The sequence below is a fragment of the Streptomyces sp. NPDC002884 genome (assembly GCF_040295245.1).
Lineage (GTDB): Bacteria > Actinomycetota > Actinomycetes > Streptomycetales > Streptomycetaceae > Streptomyces.
The window spans coordinates 1-18,406 of the sequence record NZ_JBEOVB010000066.1 but is presented as its reverse complement, the minus strand read 5'-3'; the positions used below and the strand labels follow the sequence as shown (position 1 = coordinate 18,406).

The window sequence follows — 18,406 nt, the reverse complement described above, 5'->3', positions numbered from 1 at the left end:
CACCCTGCTATCGTGCGGAGTGTGACTTCCACGAAGAAGCAGACACAGGTCCGGCTCGAAGAGGACGTGCTGGCGGCCGGCAAGGCCGCCGCGGCCGCCCGCCGACTGGACTTCAACAAGTACGTGGAGCGGCTCATCATCGAAGACACGACCGGCGCTCGCGCCGCCGGCATGACCGCCGCGCAGCGGCTCATCGATGAACACGGCAGCTTCCTCGAGGACCTGGAGCGGCAACTCGACGCTCCGTACGCCGAGTCCCGGCCGGGTGCCGCCGCGTGATTCTGCACGTCGACGAGTCCTGGATCCTCGAAGTGGCAGAACGGGCGGGCCATCGTGACCCGGCCGCCGACGATTACGGCGTTCCCATCGCAGCAGTCGCCCGCCATCGCGGCGAACTCCTCGACACGCCCGTCTACGACGGCGCCTACGCCCGTGCCGCCGCCCTGGTGCACACTCTGGGCCGCTGCCGCTGGCTGGAGCGCTCCAATCTGACCGTGGCCTGTGCGGTCGCCGTCATGTATCTCGAGGCCAGCAACATCCCTGTCAGCCCCACCCGGGAACAACTCACCGCGCTCGCACACGAGTTGAACAGTCCGCGCTGCACAGCACCCCGGATCGCCTCCTTCCTGCGTACCTGGAAACCCTGACGCCGGTCGGGGCGGAGGCTCCTGAACTCCGTCTGGTGCAGACGTTGTCGAACGTCTAGGCCGCCGCTCTGCCCGAGCTCCCTCGCCGTCACCGTCGCAGTTGCTGCGGCCGTGGTCTGCGTTCTGCCGGTGGCCGTCGTCGGCGCCCGCCCCGGACGGGCGGCCTGGCTGCTGCTCGCCCCGGCTGTCGCGCTCGTCGCCACCGTCGACTTCACAGCGTACCGGCCGTCCGACGTGCTCACCCTGCCGCTCGCCGCGGCCGTGCTCGTCCTGCTCGGCGCCGCCGCGCCGCTTGCCGCCGCCGCGCCGCTTCCCGCCGCAGCCGACGGCAACTGGCCCGGGCCTTCAACCGGTTTCGGTTCGTGTCCGACGCCTTGGCGGTACACCCCCGAGGGCAGTGGGGGAGCAGGCCGTGACGGCTTTGCCGGAGTCCAGGGCGGGGCCGTCCTCGTACGGGCGAAGAGCCCTCGGTCACCACCATTGCCGACGACAACACACCTCGCTATGTTAATCGAAAATCACATGTGTGTGGCAAGCCGGATCAGGCACCGGACGTGCAAATGGCGTATCTGTGAAGCAGTTAGGACCATCCCGCCCAACCAGGGAAGCAGGTAAGTCAATGGAGAATCTCAGTCGACGTAAGGCACTGTCCCTCGGTGTCGCGCTCGGCCTCGTGGGCGTGGCGACCCCCGCCCAGGCGTGGGCGTCGACGGATTCGGTGGCTGGAGCCGCCGCGGGGACCGGCCCGGAGTGGATCTGGGACGACGCGGCGGACCCTCTGATGGCCTCGATGGTCGACAACGGCCACGTGCCGGCGATCAACACCGCATGGGCGTCGTGGGTGAACAACAACGACCCGCTGCCGAGCGGCGTGCCGGCCGAATTCGCCGCATACCTGCGGCAGGTCGACGGGCTGCCCTCGTGGGCCGACCCCGCCAAACTGGCTCGTGCCGCCGACTTCAACCGGCGCAGGGACACGTACCTCTTCATGCTGTACGGCCTCGGCAGCGGAATCATGAGCACCGTGATTCCGCGCGAGGCCAAGAGCGTCTACTGGTCCGCGGGTGGCGCGAACATGCAGGACCGCGCGGCCAAGACGTTCACGTTCGGCTACGACCTGTCCCAGCTGGGAGCCTTCGAGCCGACGGGACAGTTCGTCGTCACCGCCAACAAGACGCGCGTGGTGCACGCTGCGGTGCGTCATCTGCTGCCGCAGTCGCCGCACTGGCGGGCGGTCGCGGACGAGACCGTCCCGATCAGCGCCGCCGACATCCTGGTCACCTTCCACAGCCTGGGCACCTACGTGTACAGGAAGCTGCTCGACTGGAAGATCCCGTTCCCGGCCGCGGACCAGGAGGCGTTCCTGCACTCGTGGCAGGTCGCCGTCCATCTGCTCGGTGTGCCGTACGAGCACATCCCCCGGACCTGGGCGGCCGCCGAAAAGCAGTCGGCTCAGGTGCTCACCCCGATCCTCACCCCGTCGACCGAGGGCATCGCGCTGGCCGAGGATCTGCTCGGTCTGACCGCACAGATCGACCTCGGCGTCACGCGCGGCTTCCTGAACGAGTTCGTGCGCTACGTCCTCAGCGACGAGGTCGGCGACTGGCTGGGACTGAAACGCGACTACGCGTCGGCGGCCCTGGTCCGCACCGTATGGCCGGCGTTCATCCTGTTCCGTGAGGGGCTGTCGCCCGTCATGCCCGGCACCTTCTACATGTTCGACCAGTTCGTGCGCGCCCTGGCCATGCTGTTCCTCAACAAGGGCTCCTCCGGGACCACCACCCCCATCACGATCCCCACCGGAAACAGGGCGGCCTGAGCCGTCGATCCCATCTCGCCCGCCCGCCCCGCGGCCCTTGCGGTCCATCGGCGGCCCCACGGTTCATCGGCCCATCGACGCATCGGCCCGCTGGCCCGTCGGCCGCGAGGCGGGCAGTAGGGCGACTCTGGTACGAGGTGCTGCGCGACGGGGCGCGCGCCCCGTCGCCGCCGGGGTCCGGCGGCCGTTCAGAGACCCAGCGCGCCCAGGACCAGCGCGGTCACGGCCTCACGTCGGCCGGGACCGTCCTGCCACCGCAGTGTGCGCCCCGCCTCGACCACCACGCCGAATCCCGCGTGCACCAGCACCCGGGCCTGGCGTGGGTCCAGCTCCGGACGCACCAGTCGCAACTGCTGCTCCCAGACCGCGATGTGTTCCCGCTGCGCGAGGACCACGGGACGCCGCAGGCCGGCCGGCAAGCCGGCCAGCTCGGCCTCGGCAACGCTGTTGAGCTCGGTGTATTCAAAGCTGTACGCCACGTACGTTGCCGCCAGCGCGACGACGGCCTCGTGCGGGCCGGCCACCTCGTGCAGACTCTGCTCCACCCCCTGGGCCAGCAGTCCCGCCGCCTGGAGGCAGGCCGCCGCCAGGATGTCGATCTTGCCGGGGTAATGGCGGTAGAGCGCGGACGGGGTCAGTCCCACCGCCTCCGCGATCTGTCCGTTCGTGACGCTGGCGAATCCGTCCCGGGCGAACAGCGGGACGGAGGCCGAGAGGATCTCCGCACGCCGCGTGCGCGGCACCGGCCGGGCGGGCAGTTCCACGGGGCGCCCGCCCGGCCGGCCCGCCGCGGGATCAGTCGCGGCCACGCCCAGCGCGGACGCCAGCAGCAGCTCCTCGGCCCGGCGTTGGGCGATGGAGGTGTGGTGCATTGTGATGGACCCGATCGCACCCAGGGCAGCCATGGCCCGCAGGCGCTCGTCAGGCAGTGGGTGCTCGCGCTGCACCGCCTCGTCGACCCGCTCGACGAGGCGGCCGAACTTCGCCCCGAGACGCCGGCGGTCCTCCCGGTTGAGGTACCGGGCCTCCCATCGGTACACGCCGCCCGACGCGCGATGAGCGACGGTGATCCGGGTGACGGCGGTGAGCACGTCCGTCAAGGTCGCCCCGGACGGCACCTCGTCGAGCGCCGCGACCAGTCCGTCCACCATGACGTCGGCGCACTCGGCGAACAGCGCGTACTTGTTCGGGAAGTGCCGGTACAGAGCGGCCGCGGAGATGCCCACGCCGGCGGCGACCTCCTCCATGGACGCCGTGTGGTAGCCGCGCTCGCTGAAGACCCGCCCGGCCGCCTCGACGATGAGCTGCTTGCGGTTGCGGGGCCGAGCGGCCGCGGTCGTACCGCCGGTCGGCGTGGTCGTCGTGGTCGAACGGGCAGGTGGGGAGGCGGAGGAGGCCATGCGGACGAGTCAATCACACGCCGTCAGGAGGCCGGGCTCCCTCGACGCGGGCCGCGCAGGACGTGACTCCAGGCTCACTTCCCCGTCGGCGCGGTCGGCGCGGTCGGTGTCAGGTGAAGGTGAGGACCGGCTTGACCACGCTGCCGTCCTCCATGGCGGCCACGGCCGCGCCGATGTCCTCGAACGGGAAGGCGGTGACCAGCCGGTCGAGCGGGAAGAGGCCACGCCTGTGCAGGCCGATCAGTTCGGGGATGAAGCGTCCGGGATCAGAGTCCCCCTCGATCACCCCGTGGACGCGGACGCCCTTGGCGAGCAGGCCCATCGCATCGAACGTCACCTCGCCGCCGAGGCCGAGGAGGGCGAGTTCGCCGCGCGGGCGCAGCGCGGCGACGGCCCGGCGGGCCATCTCCGGACGGCCGGTGGTCTCGACGACGTGGTGCGCGCCTCCGTCGGTGAGGTCGCGCAGCGCCGCCACCAGACCGTCCCCGGGGGACAGGGCCGCCTTGGCGCCGAGTTCGGTGGCCAGGGCGCGGCGGGAGGCGACCGGGTCGACGGCCACCACCGGGTCGCAGCCCACGGCCACCGCGGCCATCATCGTGCTCAGGCCCACCCCGCCCGCGCCCAGGACGACCAGCGAGGAACCCGGTTCGGGGCGCAGCCGGTTGAGCACGGTGCCCGCGCCCGTCTGGCCGCTGCAGCCCAGTGGCGCGGCGACCGCGGCCGGTAGGTCGGAGGGCACCTTGACCACGCCGCGTTCGTGGACGACGGCGTGCGTGGCGAAGCTGGACTGGCCGAAGAAGCCGGCGTGCAGCGGTGTGCCGTCGAGAGAGAGCGCAGTGGTGCCGTCGTCGCGGCCGCCGGCGAGGTTCAGGGCCTGCGCGGCGTGGCAGTAGGCCGGGTGGCCCGCCGCGCACTGCTCGCAGGTACCGCAACTGGCGAAGGTGAGGCAGACGTCGTCCCCCGGCGCGAGGGCGGTCACCTCCGCGCCCACCGCCACGACCCGGCCGGCGCCCTCGTGGCCGAAGACCATCGGGGTGAGCTGCCGGGGCCAGGTGTCCCGCATCCTCAGATCGGTGTGGCAGACGCCGACCGCGGTCATCCTCACCAGTACCTCGCGCGGCCGCGGGTCATCGAGGTCCGCGTCCCGGACGGTGAACGCGGCGCCCGGTGCCTCGGTGACCGCGGCGCGGACACGCCTCACGAGCCCTCGTCGGCACGCGGGCCCTCGTGCGGGGGCTCGGGGGCGCGGTCGAGGAAGAAGTAGTAGAAGGGGCCCTCGGGGGGAACCCCTTTGGCGTTCATGATCCCCATCAGCGTGGTGTCGTCCACCCACTTGAAGTGGTCGAGGACCGGCCGGCCGTCGTAGACCATGGTGGCCGTCGGCTCGCCGCGGAACTCGACGGTCCACAGGCTGGCCTCGCCCTGGCCGAGCTCGCGGTTGGAGTACAGCTCGCCCGCCGCGTTCCGGCACATCAGCGGCTTGGCGTCGTGCAAGGCGACGAACGTCTTGCCGTACCAGTCGGCCTCGGCCAGCATGCCCTCGAGAGGGTGACCGGTGCGGAACTCGCCGCCCTTCCACCCGCCGAGTATGTCCTCGGGGCGAGCGGTGGCCAACGCCGCCCAGATCTCGTCGAGTTCGACGGGGGAGACCAGGCCGTCCTTGGCCCGGAGTTCCTGGAACCGGGCGCGGGCCTCGAGCGTGTCCATGCGGAGTGTCCTCTCGTCAGTGCTGAACCACAGAGGTGAACGTCGGGATGTTGCCGGTGAGGGATGTGCCGGAGGTGGCCGCCCCGACCGTTGCCGGCGGGCGGAGGCGGGCGGGAGCGTGCGGTGCCCCGCCGTGTCACCGGGAGGCGCGCGGAGCGGAACCCCGGGGGGCGGAGGTCCGCGCGAGGGCGGGGGGCCGCAGGGAAGAGTGCCGTGGGAACGGGAGCGGAGGGCCGCCGGTGACCGCGCCGGGGTGGCCCACGGTGCCGAGGCTCAGCAGTACGTGGCGTTCGGCGACCTCCTCCGCGCTGAGCGGGCCGTCCGCGCGGAACCAGTCGGCGACGCCCTGGCACATGATGAGCACCGCGCGCACCGCGTCGGCCGGGATCGGCGTGGTGAAGACGCCCTGGGAGCGGCCCGCCTCGACGGTGTCCAGCAGCATGTGCTCGAGGTAGTCGCGCAGGGCGACGTAGCGTGCCCGGTTCGCCGGTTCCAGGCTGCGTATCTCGGTGTCCAGGAAAGCCAACTGCTGACGGTGGGCCATGTAGAGGACGATCGACTCGACCATGCCGCAGAATCGCGCCGGCGGATCGTTTCCGGCTTCCTCGGCAGCGGCCCGGCAGCGGTCCAGGACGTCCTTGATGGACGTCTCCAGCAGGGTGGTCAGCAGCGCCTGTTTGTTCGCGTAGTGGTAGTAGAGCGCGGGGACGGTGACTCCGACCCGGCCGGCGATGTCCCGTACCGAAGTGCCGTGGTAGCCGTGCTCGTTGAAGGCCTCCATGGCGTGCGTCAGGATCGGGTGCAGGCCGAGCGGTCCGTAGGAGCGCCAGTGCTCCGCCGGGAGCGTGGGTTCCTGGTGCGGCTCCCTGTTCAACGACTCTCCTCGGGACGGGCGGCGATCGGCGACGTCGTGCGGCCGTGAGTCCGCGACGCCTCCTTCCAGCTGCTTAGCGATCGATCAGCAAAGCCTGGCATCGGGTACCGGCGTGCTGTCACTTTCCCGGTGTCGGTCCACAAAAACAAGTGCTGTACGGGGAGTTGACCGACCGGGGGCGCACTCCTACGTTCTTAGCGAACGCTCAGTAGGTCTCCGGTCGGCGGCGATGAGTCCGCTCTGCACCGAGAAAGGAACCCATGAGCCGGCACCGGGGCGCGCCCGAACTTCTGAAGGACCACAGCTGATGGAACTGTCCTCCCCCCTGATGTACGCCGGCGATCCGCGCGCCGCCGCGGACCGGGCCGCCGCCCTGGAGTCCGCGGGCCTCGACGCCGTCTGGGTGGCCGAGGCCTACGGCTTCGACTCCCCGACGATCATGGGGTACCTCGCCGCGAAGACCGAGCGGATGCGGATCGGCGCGGCCATCCTCAACGTCTACTCGCGCACCCCCGCGCTGATCGCCCAGACCGCGGCCGGCCTCGACGCCCTCAGCGGCGGCCGCGCCCTCCTCGGCCTCGGCGCCTCCGGACCCCAGGTCGTCGAGGGCTGGCACGGCCGCCGGTACGACCGACCGCTGGGCCGCACCCGCGAGGTGATCGAACTGTCCCGGCGGATCTGGCGGCGCGAGGTGATCGAGCACCACGGCATCACCGACCTGCCCCTGCCACCCGAGAAGGGCGGCACCCTCGGCAAACCGCTGAAGCTGCTGAACCACCCGGTCCGCGACGCCATCCCGGTCTACGTCGCGGCGCTGGGCCCGGCCAACGTCCGGATGGCCGCCGAGATCGCCGACGGATGGCTGCCGTTCCTCTACGTCCCCGAGCACGCCGCCAGGGTCTGGGGCCGCTCCCTGGCCGAGGGCGGCGCCGAGCGCGATCCCGCACTCGGCCCGCTCTCGGTCGTGGCGGGCGGCCCGCTGGCCATCGGCGACGACGCCGAGAGGGTCCGTGACCTGATGCGCCCCACCGTCGCCCTCTACGTCGGCGGCATGGGCGCGCCCGGCCGCAACTTCTACCACGACCTGGTCTGCTCCTACGGCTACGAGTCCGCCGCGGCCGCCATCCAGGAGCACTACCTCGCGGGCCGCAAGAAGGAGGCCGAGGCCGCCGTACCGGCCGAACTGCTGGAGCACCTCTGCCTCGCCGGGCCCGAGGGTTATGTCCGCGACCGCGTCGAGGTCTTCCGCGAGGCGGGCGTGACCATGCTCAACGTCACCCCCGTCGGTCCCGATCCCGCTCGGTTGATCGAGCACGTGAGGAGTTGGCTGTGACCCTGGAACGCGACCTGTACGGCCCCGACCACGAGGCCTTCCGGGAGACGGTGCGGACCTTCCTCGCCAAGGAGGTCGCCCCGCACCACGCACGCTGGGAGAAGGACGGCGTCGTCGACCGCGAGGTGTGGCGTTCGGCGGGCCGCCAGGGCCTGCTGGGCATGGCCGTCGACGAGGAGTACGGCGGCGGCGGGACCGGCGACTTCCGGTACAGCGCCGTCCTCATCGAGGAGTTCGCCCGCGCCGGCGTCACCGGACTGGCCCTGAGCCTGCACAACGACATCGTCGGCCCGTACCTGACCCGGCTCGCCGACGAGGAGCAGAAACGCCGCTGGCTGCCCGGGTTCGTCTCCGGCGACATCGTCACCGCCATCGCCATGACGGAACCCGGCGCCGGTTCCGACCTCCAGGGCATCCGCACCACCGCCACCGACCGGGGCGACCACTACCTGCTCAACGGCGCGAAGACCTTCATCTCCAACGGCATCCTCGCCGACCTCGTCGTCGTGGTCGCCCGGACCACCCCCGAGGGCGGAAGCGGCGGTCAGAGCCTGCTCGTCGTCGAGCGCGGCATGGAGGGCTTCGAACGCGGCCGCAACCTCGACAAGATCGGCCAGAAGGCCCAGGACACCGCCGAGTTGTTCTTCGACGACGTGCGCGTCCCCAAGGAGAACCTGCTGGGCGAGGAGAACCGGGCCTTCGCCCACCTCATGGGCAACCTCGCCCAGGAGCGGCTGGCCATCGCGGTAGGCGCCGCCGCCGCGGCCGAGGAGATCCTGGACGTCACCACGCGGTACGTGAAGGAGCGCGAGGCGTTCGGGAGAGCGCTGGCCGGGCTCCAGCACATCCGCTTCGAGATCGCCGAGATGGCCACCGAGACCGCGGTCACCCGTACCTTCCTGGACCGCTGCGTCACCGAGCACGGTCAAGGCCGGCTCGACGCCGTGCACGCGTCGATGGCCAAGTGGTGGGCCACCGAACTCCAGAAGCGGATCGTCGACCGCTGTCTCCAACTCCATGGCGGATACGGCTACATGAGCGAGTTCAGGGTGGCCCGGGCGTTCCTCGACAGCCGAGTCCAGACCATCTACGGCGGCACCACCGAGATCATGAAGGAGATCATCGGCCGCTCACTGCTCGGTTGAGCCCCGGCCGACTCCCCTCGACGACACGTGTGTTGCGTTCGCGGCTTCGGACAGGGCCGCCCTTCCCCGGAGCCCGGACCCACGGGCGGCCCCCCACCTCTTGGCCCGGCTCCACCGGGCACGCCCGCAGAGGCTTCCCGGCGCCCCGGTCTCCCCAGACGTTCCCTTCCGATCCGCAAGGAGGCCCCGATGACATCAGCACCCCGTACCGCCGGCGATCTGCCCGACGCCCCGGCCGACCGGACCCTGCCGCAGTTGCTGGCCCGCAACGCCCACGAGTACCCCGAACTCCCCGGCCTCTCCTGGCAGTCGGCGGATCCGGACGGCGGCGACTGGACGACGTTCAGCTGGGCGGAGATCCACGAGCACACCCGGAGCCTGGCCGCCGGCTACCGGGCCCTCGGCGTCGGCCGCGGCGACCACGTACTGCTGATGATGGCCAACCGTCCCGAACACTGGCTGTCGGACCTGGCGCTGGTCCGCCTCGGCGCGGTCCCGGTGAGCGTCTACGGCACCGCGGCCCCCGAGCAGATCACCCACATCGCCCGCAACTGCCGGGCCCGCCTCGCCGTGGTGGAGGGGGCGGCGCAGGTCGCCGTATGGGAGCCGCTGCTGGCCGACCCCGGCACCCCGCTGGAGCGGATGGTGGTGGCCGAGGCGGGTGCGGAGGACGGCCACTTCCCGTACGCCGACCTGCTCCGCGAACCGGTGCCGGAGCAGTTCGCCGAGGAACTGGACGCCGCCCGCCCAGGGGATCCGCTGACCGTCGTCTACACCTCCGGCACCACCGGTGAACCCAAGGGGGTTGTCCTCACCCACCGCGAGGTGATGGCCAACGCGCTGGCGCTGGATGCCGTGGTGGAGCTGCCGCCGCACGTCGAGCACATCTGCTACCTGCCGTTCGCCCACATCGCCGAACGGATGCTGGGCATCTACCTGCCCTGCCACCGGGCCTCGCACGTCTACCTCTGCGCCGACCCCACGCGCGTCGCCGCCGTCGTGCGCACGGTGCGCCCCGCACAGTTCTTCGGCGTGCCGAGGGTCTGGGAGAAACTGGCCACCGCGGTGCGGGCCGTCCTCGCGCTGATGCCGGCCGACCAGCGGGTGGTCGTCGACCGGGCGTTCGAGGTCGCCCGCGAGCGCATCGGGTACCGCGAGCGGGGCGAGACGCCGCCCGCCGAGCTGGAGGAGCGCTACGCCCGCGTCCGCCAGGACGTGCTGCTGCCCATGCTGGCCGCGGGCGGACTGGACCGGGTGACCTGGGCGGCCAGCGCGTCGGCACCGATGTCGGTCGACGTGGTCAATTTCTGGGCCGGGTTCGGCATCGTCGTCATGGACGCCTGGGGGCTGACCGAGACCACCGGCGTGGCCACCGGCAACAGCCCGAGGACCGGCTTCCGGCTCGGCTCGGTGGGACGCCCGGTGGAGTCCGTGGAGATCCGCATCGCCGAGGACGGCGAGATCTTGGTGCGGGGCTCGTCCGTGTTCTCCGGCTACCTCCAGCCGGACGGCTCGGCGCGGTCCGCCCTGGACGCCGACGGCTGGCTGGCCACCGGTGACATCGGCCGGACGGACGAGGACGGCTACCTCTGGCTCACCGACCGGAAGAAGGAGATGATCATCACCTCCACCGGCAAGAACGTCTCGCCCGCCCTGGTGGAGAACGCACTCAAGGAACACCCGCTCATCGGCCAGGCGATGGTGCACGGAGACAACCGCTCCTATCTGGTCGCCCTGCTGGTGCTCGACGCGGAGGCCGCCCCCGCCTGGGCCGCGGCCAACGGCGTCGAGGCGGGCGGGGGACCGGCCGGGCTGGCGGAACATCCCGCCGTCCGGGCCGAGGTGGACCGCGCGGTGGCCGCCGCCAACACCCGGCTCAACCGCACCGAGCAGGTCAAGCGGTACGAGCTGCTGGCCGAGGAGTGGGGTCCGGCGACCGGCGAGCTGACGCCGTCGCTGAAGATGCGGCGCCGGGTCATCCGGGACAAGTACGCCGACGCGCTGTCCGGGCTCTATCAGGGCTGAACCGGGCATCTGGCTGAACCGGGCATCGACACAGCCGAGACGGCTCAGGGGCCGTGGGTCTCGCGGCCCGGCCCGGCCCGGCCCGGCCCGCCCCCGCTCCGCTCCGATGCGGAAGCGGGGCGGACCGCGAGTTCGTCGAGCATGCGGTCTTGCTCTTGCAAGTAATATGCAACAAGCTTGCGGGTCCCTTACTTCCTGCCCTTGAGGTGGAGTCTTGTCATGCCCCGCTTGATGCCGGATGCCGGGCCGCAGCGCGTCCTCGTGGCCTCGAATTTCGTGTACACCGTCGGCAGCGGCCTCTATCTGACCGCAGGGGTGCTGTATTTCACCGAGGCGGTTCACCTTCCGGCGGACCAGGTGGGGTTCGGGCTCGGCATCGCCGGGCTTGTCGCGCTCGTCCTCGGCGTCGCGGTCGGTCATCTGGCGGACCGCTGTGGAGCACGTGGTGTCTACGCGGCCACCCTCGTGGTGCAGGCACTGGCCACGGCGGGGTTCGTGCTGGTGGACGGCTTCTGGCCGTTCGTGCTGGCCGTCGGCTCGGCCGCCGGGGCGAAGGCGGCCGGAACAGCCGCCCGCTCCCCGCTCATCAGGCACTACGGAGGGGACCGGCCGCAGGAGTTCCGGGCCTACCTCCGCGCGGTGACCAACGTCGGTATCTCGCTCGGCGCGCTGGGAGCGGGGTGGGTCGTACAGGTGGGCACCCTCACGGCCTATCAGCTCATGGCCGTCGGCAACGCGATCGCCTTCGTGGTGTCCGCGGCGCTGCTGATCCTGCTCCCGCCGGTCGCGCCGGTCCCGGCCACCGGCGGCCCTCGCTGGATCGCCCTCCGAGACCGCCCCTACCTGCTGCTCACCGTCCTCGACGGCGTCATGGCCATCCAGTTCAAGGTGCTCACCGTGGCCATTCCCCTCTGGCTGGTCGGTGCCACCACGGCCCCGCGCTGGCTCATCTCGGGAACCATGCTCACCGGAACCGTCATCGTCGTCGCATTCCAGGTGCGAGCCAGCCGCGACATCGATTCCCCCGAGGCGGGCGGAAACGCCTACCGCCGGGCAGGAGTGGCCTTTCTCATCGCCTGCTCACTGATCTCCCTGTCCGCGGGGACACCGGCCTGGGCCGCCGCAACCCTGCTCATCGTCGCCGTGGTGATCCACACGGTCGGTGAACTCTGGCACGCCGCCGCCGGTTTCGAGGTGTCCTTCGCCCTCGCCCCGAGGCACGCCACCGGCCAGTACCTGGGAGTGTTCGGCCTGGGCGCCGGACTGGCCGATGCCTTTGGGCCGGCTCTCCTCATCGGGCTCTGCATCACCTGGGGCCGCCCCGGCTGGTACGTCGTCGGAGTCATGTTCGCCCTGACCGGCCTGGCGGCACCACTCGCCGTCCGCTGGGCACGACAACACCACCACCGGCACACGCGGCAGACGCAGCCCGGTTCCTTCGAAGAGGCGAAAGTCGCCTGACCGCCCGACGGAACGGCCCCCTGTCCCGGCGGGGTCCCGTGGGGCGGCCATGGCGTACCACGTATCGATCAGCGACGCCGCGCAGGGTCCGCGGACGTCAGGGGTGACCTCGGCGGACGGGCCGTCACGAGTCCTTCCGTGGCGTCCCGCACGACGAGGTGCTCAGGGCTTGGCGGAGTACACGACACCGGCCAGGTTCTGGGCGGCGGAACCCCACACCTGGTCGTACAGGGAGGAGTCGACGCCGAGCGTGTGGAGCAGCCAGGCGGTCGTGACGCCGTAGGTCAGTCGCAGCTGGGCGGCGCGGGTGACGGTCCCGCTGTCGCAGCCGATGCCGGAGCTGTCCTCGAATCCGCAGTGGAACCCACCGGTGATGACGCGCAGTTGGGTGGCGGACGGCTTGGCGTCGTACATCTTCTGCTGGTTGGCGGCGACACCGGCGATGCTGTCCGCGCTGCCGCCGACGTACTGGACGGGGATGCTCAGCGCGCCGGAAGCGGTGACGGCCGAGGGGTTGGTCTCCGCGGCCGCGAGGGTGGAGACGGACTTGACGGCAGGGTTCCGGCTCGCGGCGACCAGTGCCGCGCCCCCGCCCATCGAGTGCCCCGAGACGGCGAGCCGGCCGGTGCTGACCGCGCCCGCGAACCGTGCGCCCGTGGTGCCGTTCTGAGCGGTGAGCCAGGTGAGTGCCGCGTTCAGGTCGTCGGCGAACGCCGAGTGGCTGGGGAACAGGCCGCCCTGGGACTTCGGCGCGACGGTGATGATTCCCCAGGAGGCGTAGTGCTTGAGCAGGCTCTCGTACTGGGTGATGGCCTGGAAGAAGCCGTGTCCGAAGGCGAGGCCGGGGTGGGCGCCCGCCGCGACCGGCGCGTTGGCACCGGCCGTCGTGCCGGGGTACCAGACGCGTGCGCTGTACGAGCGGCCCGAGGCCGAGACCGTGAGATCGGTATAGGCGACGGGGAACGACCCCGTGGTGGACGGGTCCGCCGCGCGCACGGAGACCGCGGCCTCCGTCGCGTGGGCGGCTGGTGCGAGGGTGAGGGCTGCCGCTGCGGTCAGCAGCAGAGCGGTCATGGACCGCAGGAGTGTACGGAACACGAGATCACCTTTTCTGTGGGGAGGAAACAGTGATTTCTGGTGGTACGTCTCCGGGGCGGGGCGGGGCTGAACCGGGGTGGGCGGAACGGGGCCGGGGTGGGGCGGGCCGGGTTGAACCGGACCGCGGTGACCGGTCGCGGGGGACGCTCAGCCGCCGAAGCGCAGGGTGAAGTCCCGCAGCGTGAGGCTGACCAAGGGGGCACGGCGGCCGAGCGTGCCGAGGCGGCTGTCGGCAGGCGCCGTCCACTCGGCACGCGCCAGGCGCAGAGCCGCGCTGCTGCGGACCCGGCTGGTCTTCATCCGCCCGTTCAGCGTCTGCGCCAGTTTGAAGGCCAGCGGCCAGCGGCCGGGCAGGCTTCTCCGCTCGGTGTACCGGCCGGCCGCGAGCGTCCCTTGGTCGGTCTTGGCGGCGCACGAAGTGGCGTCCGCTCGCTGGACCTCGAAGACCGCCATCTCCTTGGGAATGCCCCACAGCGCGCGACCGCCGGCCATGGAGATCTCGCTGTCCACCCAGATGTCGGTGATACAGACGCGGGCCCGCGCGCCGTCCCGCACCAGGACCGCCCGCAGCAGTTCGTTGTAGTGCAGGACGCTGTCGTGCTCGTAGACGACCCAGGCTGCGCCCACCAGGCCGCGGCCGCCGAGGACGAGGTGGCGGGTGCCGGGCGCGACGGGGGGAAGTTCCGCCCGCGGCACCAGCCAGAGGGACAGGTACATCTGTCCGGCCAGGTGCCAGGGCTCGTCCGGATAGGGATTCATTCCGCGTCCGTTCCATGGGGAGGTGGGAGGCGCAGGGCGCCCGGGGCGGTGGCCGGAACGGCCGGCCGACGCGGTGGGACGGGTGCGACACGGCGGTACGGGAGACCGGGGGCGGGGCGGGGGTCGGAGTCTCCGTTGTTGGGCCACAGGGCGGTCGCCCGCTCGGCGAAGGCGGTGATGGTGAGCGAGGGGTTGACGCCGAGGTTGGCGGAGATGGTGGAACCGTCGATGACATGCAGTCCGGGATAGCCGTGGAGGCGGTGGTAGGGGTCGATGACGCCGGTACGGGCGCTGTCTCCGACGGTGCATCCGCCGATCAGGTGGCCGGTGGTGGGGATGTCGAAGAGGTCTGCCCAGGTGCCGCAGGCCTGGCCGCCGATCCGGTCGGCTGCCGCACGGGCGGCTCGGTGCCCGGCGGGAATCCAGGTCGGATTGGGTGCGCCCTCGCCGGGCCGGCTGCTGAGGCGGCGCTGTCCGGTCCGGGTGCGCCGCAGACAGGTGGTCACCGAGTTGTCGACCGACTGCATGACCAGCAGCACCACGGACTGCTGGGACCAGCGGCGAGGGTTGTGAAGGGCGGGAAGACGGCGGGCGTTGCGTGCCATGACACCGAGTCCCACGCGCAGGCGGGACCGTCCCGGCACCGGGTCGACGAGCATGGCTCCGAGCAGTCCGAGCAGGTTGCTGCCGCGGCCGTAGCGGACCGGCTCGACATGGGTGGTGTCGTCCAGACGGACGGACGAGGTGATGGCCACGCCCCGTGAGTAGTCCGCGTCGCGCTCTCGGGCGCGGACCGCGAGGACGGCCTCCGAGTTGGTACGGGTCAGCCGTCCCAGCCGGGGTGAGATGTCGGCGAGGGAGCCGTCGTCCTTGAGGGTGTGCAGCAGACGCTGCGTACCCAGCGCCCCGGCCGCGAAGATCACGTGGCGTGCCGTGAGTGTCTGCCGCCGCCTGCGCGGGACGGCCCCGGTGCGGACCGAGGTGACGGCCCAGCCGTCGCCGGCGCGCGTGACACCCGTGACGGTGCGCCGCTCCATGACGCGCGCGCCGGCCCGTTCGGCCAGGCCGAGATAGTTCTTGGGCAGGGTGTTCTTCGCGTTGTGCCGGCAACCGGTCATGCAGGCACCGCAGTTGAGACAGGTGTTGCGCGCGGGTCCGGCGCCGCCGAAGTACGGGTCGGGCACCGCCGCGCCCGGTGCGGCACCGGCCGGGCCGAAGTGGACTCCGACCGGGGTGGGGCGGAATGCGTCGCCGCAGCCGAGGTCTCGCGCGGTGTCCTTGAGCAGCAGGTCGGCTTCGGTGAACACCGGGTTGGGTGTGACGCCGAGCATGCGGCGGGCTTGTGCGAAGAAGGGGGCCAGTTCACGGCGCCAGTCGGTGAGGGACGCCCAGCGCGAGCCCTCGTAGAAGGCGGCCGGCGGTTCGTAGAGCGTGTTGGCGTAGCCGAGGGATCCGCCGCCGACACCGGCCCCGCTGAGCACGAGGATGTCGCCGAGCAAAGACATGCGGAGGATGCCCGTGCATCCGAGGCGGGGCGCGAACAAGTAGTTCCGCACGTGCCAGGACGTCCGCGGAAAGTCGGTGTCGGCGAAGCGCCGGCCGGCCTCCAGGACGCCGACCCGGTAGTTCTTCTCGGTGAGGCGGAGCGCGCTGACGCTGCCGCCGAACCCGGAGCCGACGACGAGGACGTCGTAGTCGAAGGCCGTCACCGGTCGTCTCTCGCTCTGAAGTCGGCCAGCAGCGGGGTGACGAGACGTTCGAGGTTCTCGCGCCGCACCTGGGGGTGGACCGAGGTGAGCGGAAGGGGACTGTCCGGTCCGGGGACGTGCGGGAGGATCGCGAGGTGGGGCAGGAGCACGAGCAGAAGCGACAGCAGCGCGTCCAGGTCGGCGTCCTTGCGCAGGTTCCCGCCGGTGACGGCCCGTTCCAGGAGGGGGCGCAGGCCGGCCAGGTAGAGGGCGTTCACGGGCACCCGGACCGCGTCCCGTACCGTGGGGTCCATCTCCATGTTGGTGGCGGCGGTCACCCCGCGCTCCAGCGGCTGCCCGGCGAAGTAGTCGAGCCAGGCCTCCAGCGAGTCGACGAGATGCGTGGAGAAGTCGCCGGTCCCGTCGTAGCCGTCGAGCCAGGGCCGCATGTGCGCGTAGATGCGGAGCGATGTCTGTTCGGCGACGTAGGTGAAGAGATCGAGCTTGCCCGAGAAGTACTGGAAGAGTGAGCCCTTGGCGACCCCGGCTTCGCGGGCGATGACGTTGAGGCTGCCCGTGGAGTAGCCGTGGGTGCCGAACTCGTCCATCGCCGCGACCAGTACACGCTCGCGGCGGGCCGGCGAGAGCCGGGTCCAGGTGGGCGTGGGCATGGGTGCTCCTCCGTGTGACCGGGCGGTCATGTGACCGCCCGGTCATGGTGGAGCCCTCGGCCGCCGGGTGTCAACGGGTCTGACACGCATGGCAGTTGGGGGTATTCACACACCCATTGACAGGGAGTGGCGGGCCGTCCAGCCTGTGGTCGGCCGGTGATGTGACCGGCTGGTCACAAGGAGGTGGGCATGAAGGTGTGTGTGATCGGGGCCGGTTCTTCCGGGATCGCCGCCTGTCAGGTTCTCGCGGAACGGAACATCGCCTACGACTGCTTCGAGCTGGGATCCGACGTAGGGGGCAACTGGCGCTACATGAACGACAACGGGCGGTCGTCGGCGTATCGCTCGCTCCACATCAACACGTCCCGCCAGATCATGGAGTACGCCAGTTTTCCCATGTCGGACGAGTATCCGGTCTATCCGGGCCACGCCCACATAGCGCGCTATTTCGACGCGTTCGTGGACCACTTCGGGCTGCGCCCGTCGATCAGGTTCCGCACCGAGGTGGTCGGGGTCGTCCCGGCCGGGGACAAGTGGGCGGTGACCTCACGTCCTCGCGGCACGGACGACCGGGAGACCGACGTCTACGACGCCGTCCTCGTCGCCAACGGCCATCACTGGAAGCCGCGTTGGCCGCAGCCCGGCATCGCGGGGGTCTCGGAGTTCGAAGGCACCCGGATCCACTCGCACGACTACCGCACACCCGAGCCGTTCGCCGACCGGAGGATCCTCGTCCTCGGCATCGGAAACTCGGCCTGCGACATCGCCGTGGAGACCTCGCGCGTCTCCCGGCGGACGTTCCTCGCCATGCGCCGAGGTGCGCACATTCTGCCCAAGTACCTGTTCGGCACGCCCACCGACCATCTGACCCACTCGTGGCTGGCCAAGGCGCCCCTCGCCGTTCAGGACCGCGGGCTTCAGCTCCTGCTGCGGCTGAGCCGAGGCCGACTGGCGGATTACGGGCTGCCCGCCCCCGCCCACCGCGTCCTGGCCGCCCATCCGACGATCTCCGACGACCTGCTGTCCCGGCTCGGCCACGGCGACATCACCGTGAAACCCGCGCCGCGAAAGGCCGACGCCGGCCATGTGTTCTTCGACGACGGAAGCGTCGAGGAGATCGACACGATCATCTACTGCACGGGGTACGACATCGCGTTCCCTTTCCTCGAGGACGAGCTGATCGACTCCAAGGACAACGATCCGGGGCTCTACCACCGGGTTGCCGCGCCCGATCGGCCCGGGCTGTACTTCATCGGTCTGGTTCAACCGCTCGGCGCCGTCATGCCGTTGGCCGAAGCACAGTCGCAGTGGGTCGCCGACCTGCTGGAGGACAGGTGCACGCTGCCCGGACGGGAGGAGATGCTCGACGAGATCCGCACGTACCGCGCCCGGACGGCCCGGCGGTACGTCGCCTCGACCCGGCACACCATCCAGGTGGACGCGCAGGCGTATCTGAGGGAACTGACCAAGGAGCGCAGGCGCAGAGCGGTGCGGCGGTAACGGAACGGCCGTACACCTCCGCCGACGGGCCGGTCCCGGTGAATCCCCGACAGGCCCGTGTTCGGTCTTCCTGTGTGCCGCCCATGAAGCTTCTGCCGGGTCCGGTGAGCCCGGACGGCACGCCGCGCGTATTCCCTTCGTCCGCACCGATCAGGTGATGGCAGGGCAGTGGATTTCCCGACACGCAGGAGGAATGGTGCAACTTTCGCGGAACATGTTGGGCACTGTCGTCGTAGGGGGCGCGCTGGCCCTGACGTTGGGCGCGCTGGCCTACCCGTC

General features: G+C 71.1%; 16 protein-coding genes. 8 read left to right on the top strand and 8 right to left on the bottom strand.

Features of this window, described 5'->3' with window-relative positions; translation table 11 throughout:
• The first annotated feature begins 21 nt into the window (after positions 1-21).
• The 3 genes from ABT070_RS44930 to ABT070_RS44920 all read left to right on the top strand — a co-directional run bounded on the left by ABT070_RS44930 (position 22) and on the right by ABT070_RS44920 (position 2,466).
• On the top strand, positions 22-279 hold the full coding sequence (locus tag ABT070_RS44930) for a hypothetical protein (RefSeq protein ID WP_351769017.1): 258 nt from the start codon (positions 22-24) through the stop codon (positions 277-279).
• Positions 276-647: a fic family toxin-antitoxin system, toxin component gene (locus ABT070_RS44925; protein WP_351769016.1), complete on the top strand. Its 372-nt coding sequence runs from the start codon at positions 276-278 to the stop codon at positions 645-647. Before ABT070_RS44930 ends, ABT070_RS44925 begins: the two co-directional genes overlap by 4 nt.
• A gap of 619 nt (positions 648-1,266) precedes the next feature.
• Complete coding sequence (locus ABT070_RS44920; RefSeq protein ID WP_351769014.1) at positions 1,267-2,466, top strand: oxygenase MpaB family protein; 1,200 nt, start codon at positions 1,267-1,269, stop codon at positions 2,464-2,466.
• Between the two features lie 188 nt (positions 2,467-2,654).
• On the opposite strand, the gene ABT070_RS44915 is transcribed toward ABT070_RS44920, so the two are convergent.
• From ABT070_RS44915 to ABT070_RS44900, 4 genes are all read right to left on the bottom strand, one after another.
• A complete protein-coding gene (locus ABT070_RS44915; protein WP_351769012.1) occupies positions 2,655-3,866 on the bottom strand; it encodes a TetR/AcrR family transcriptional regulator in 1,212 nt (403 codons plus the stop codon).
• A 109-nt stretch (positions 3,867-3,975) separates the two neighbouring features.
• A complete protein-coding gene (locus ABT070_RS44910) occupies positions 3,976-5,067 on the bottom strand; it encodes an NAD(P)-dependent alcohol dehydrogenase (protein WP_351769010.1) in 1,092 nt (363 codons plus the stop codon).
• A complete protein-coding gene (locus ABT070_RS44905) occupies positions 5,064-5,573 on the bottom strand; it encodes a DUF4334 domain-containing protein (protein ID WP_351769008.1) in 510 nt (169 codons plus the stop codon). The genes ABT070_RS44910 and ABT070_RS44905 overlap by 4 nt, the downstream gene beginning before the upstream one ends.
• A 136-nt stretch (positions 5,574-5,709) precedes the next feature.
• Positions 5,710-6,447 carry a TetR/AcrR family transcriptional regulator gene (locus tag ABT070_RS44900; RefSeq protein ID WP_351769006.1) on the bottom strand — a complete coding sequence of 246 codons (738 nt, stop codon included), beginning with the start codon at positions 6,445-6,447 and terminating at the stop codon, positions 5,710-5,712.
• A gap of 307 nt (positions 6,448-6,754) precedes the next feature.
• Between ABT070_RS44900 and ABT070_RS44895 the strand changes: the two genes are divergently transcribed.
• The 4 genes from ABT070_RS44895 (at position 6,755) to ABT070_RS44880 (ending at position 12,411) form a co-directional block, all read left to right on the top strand.
• Positions 6,755-7,780: an LLM class F420-dependent oxidoreductase gene (locus tag ABT070_RS44895; RefSeq protein ID WP_351769004.1), complete on the top strand. Its 1,026-nt coding sequence runs from the start codon at positions 6,755-6,757 to the stop codon at positions 7,778-7,780.
• Positions 7,777-8,925 (top strand): acyl-CoA dehydrogenase family protein, encoded by a 1,149-nt coding sequence (locus ABT070_RS44890; protein WP_451102881.1) that lies wholly within the window; start codon positions 7,777-7,779, stop codon positions 8,923-8,925. Before ABT070_RS44895 ends, ABT070_RS44890 begins: the two co-directional genes overlap by 4 nt.
• 189 nt (positions 8,926-9,114) lie before the next feature.
• Positions 9,115-10,950 carry an AMP-dependent synthetase/ligase gene (locus tag ABT070_RS44885; RefSeq protein ID WP_351769003.1) on the top strand — a complete coding sequence of 612 codons (1,836 nt, stop codon included), beginning with the start codon at positions 9,115-9,117 and terminating at the stop codon, positions 10,948-10,950.
• Between the two features lie 219 nt (positions 10,951-11,169).
• A complete protein-coding gene (locus ABT070_RS44880) occupies positions 11,170-12,411 on the top strand; it encodes an MFS transporter (protein WP_351769001.1) in 1,242 nt (413 codons plus the stop codon).
• A 162-nt stretch (positions 12,412-12,573) separates the two neighbouring features.
• Here ABT070_RS44880 and ABT070_RS44875 read toward each other — a convergent pair whose 3' ends face one another.
• From ABT070_RS44875 to ABT070_RS44860, 4 genes are all read right to left on the bottom strand, one after another.
• Positions 12,574-13,509, bottom strand: coding sequence for an alpha/beta hydrolase family protein (locus tag ABT070_RS44875; RefSeq protein WP_351768999.1), 936 nt, complete (start codon positions 13,507-13,509; stop codon positions 12,574-12,576).
• 147 nt (positions 13,510-13,656) lie between these two features.
• Positions 13,657-14,268 (bottom strand): acetoacetate decarboxylase family protein, encoded by a 612-nt coding sequence (locus ABT070_RS44870; RefSeq protein ID WP_351768997.1) that lies wholly within the window; start codon positions 14,266-14,268, stop codon positions 13,657-13,659.
• On the bottom strand, positions 14,265-15,977 hold the full coding sequence (locus ABT070_RS44865) for an FAD-dependent oxidoreductase (RefSeq protein WP_351768996.1): 1,713 nt from the start codon (positions 15,975-15,977) through the stop codon (positions 14,265-14,267). The genes ABT070_RS44870 and ABT070_RS44865 overlap by 4 nt, the downstream gene beginning before the upstream one ends.
• Positions 15,974-16,627 (bottom strand): TetR/AcrR family transcriptional regulator, encoded by a 654-nt coding sequence (locus ABT070_RS44860; RefSeq protein ID WP_351768994.1) that lies wholly within the window; start codon positions 16,625-16,627, stop codon positions 15,974-15,976. Before ABT070_RS44860 ends, ABT070_RS44865 begins: the two co-directional genes overlap by 4 nt.
• Before the next feature lie 189 nt (positions 16,628-16,816).
• Between ABT070_RS44860 and ABT070_RS44855 the strand changes: the two genes are divergently transcribed.
• Positions 16,817-18,127 carry an NAD(P)-binding domain-containing protein gene (locus tag ABT070_RS44855; protein ID WP_351768992.1) on the top strand — a complete coding sequence of 437 codons (1,311 nt, stop codon included), beginning with the start codon at positions 16,817-16,819 and terminating at the stop codon, positions 18,125-18,127.
• Positions 18,128-18,406: the final 279 nt, after the last annotated feature.

Bases quoted from the DNA above. Each gene is read 5' to 3' on its own strand.
- ABT070_RS44920 (WP_351769014.1), top strand. From the start codon at position 1,267: ATGGAGAATCTCAGTCGACGTAAGGCACTGTCCCTCGGTGTCGCGCTC.
- ABT070_RS44915 (WP_351769012.1), bottom strand. From the start codon at position 3,866: ATGGCCTCCTCCGCCTCCCCACCTGCCCGTTCGACCACGACGACCACG.
- ABT070_RS44905 (WP_351769008.1), bottom strand. From the start codon at position 5,573: ATGGACACGCTCGAGGCCCGCGCCCGGTTCCAGGAACTCCGGGCCAAG.
- ABT070_RS44895 (WP_351769004.1), top strand. From the start codon at position 6,755: ATGGAACTGTCCTCCCCCCTGATGTACGCCGGCGATCCGCGCGCCGCC.
- ABT070_RS44885 (WP_351769003.1), top strand. From the start codon at position 9,115: ATGACATCAGCACCCCGTACCGCCGGCGATCTGCCCGACGCCCCGGCC.
- ABT070_RS44880 (WP_351769001.1), top strand. From the start codon at position 11,170: ATGCCCCGCTTGATGCCGGATGCCGGGCCGCAGCGCGTCCTCGTGGCC.
- ABT070_RS44870 (WP_351768997.1), bottom strand. From the start codon at position 14,268: ATGAATCCCTATCCGGACGAGCCCTGGCACCTGGCCGGACAGATGTAC.
- ABT070_RS44860 (WP_351768994.1), bottom strand. From the start codon at position 16,627: ATGCCCACGCCCACCTGGACCCGGCTCTCGCCGGCCCGCCGCGAGCGT.
- ABT070_RS44855 (WP_351768992.1), top strand. From the start codon at position 16,817: ATGAAGGTGTGTGTGATCGGGGCCGGTTCTTCCGGGATCGCCGCCTGT.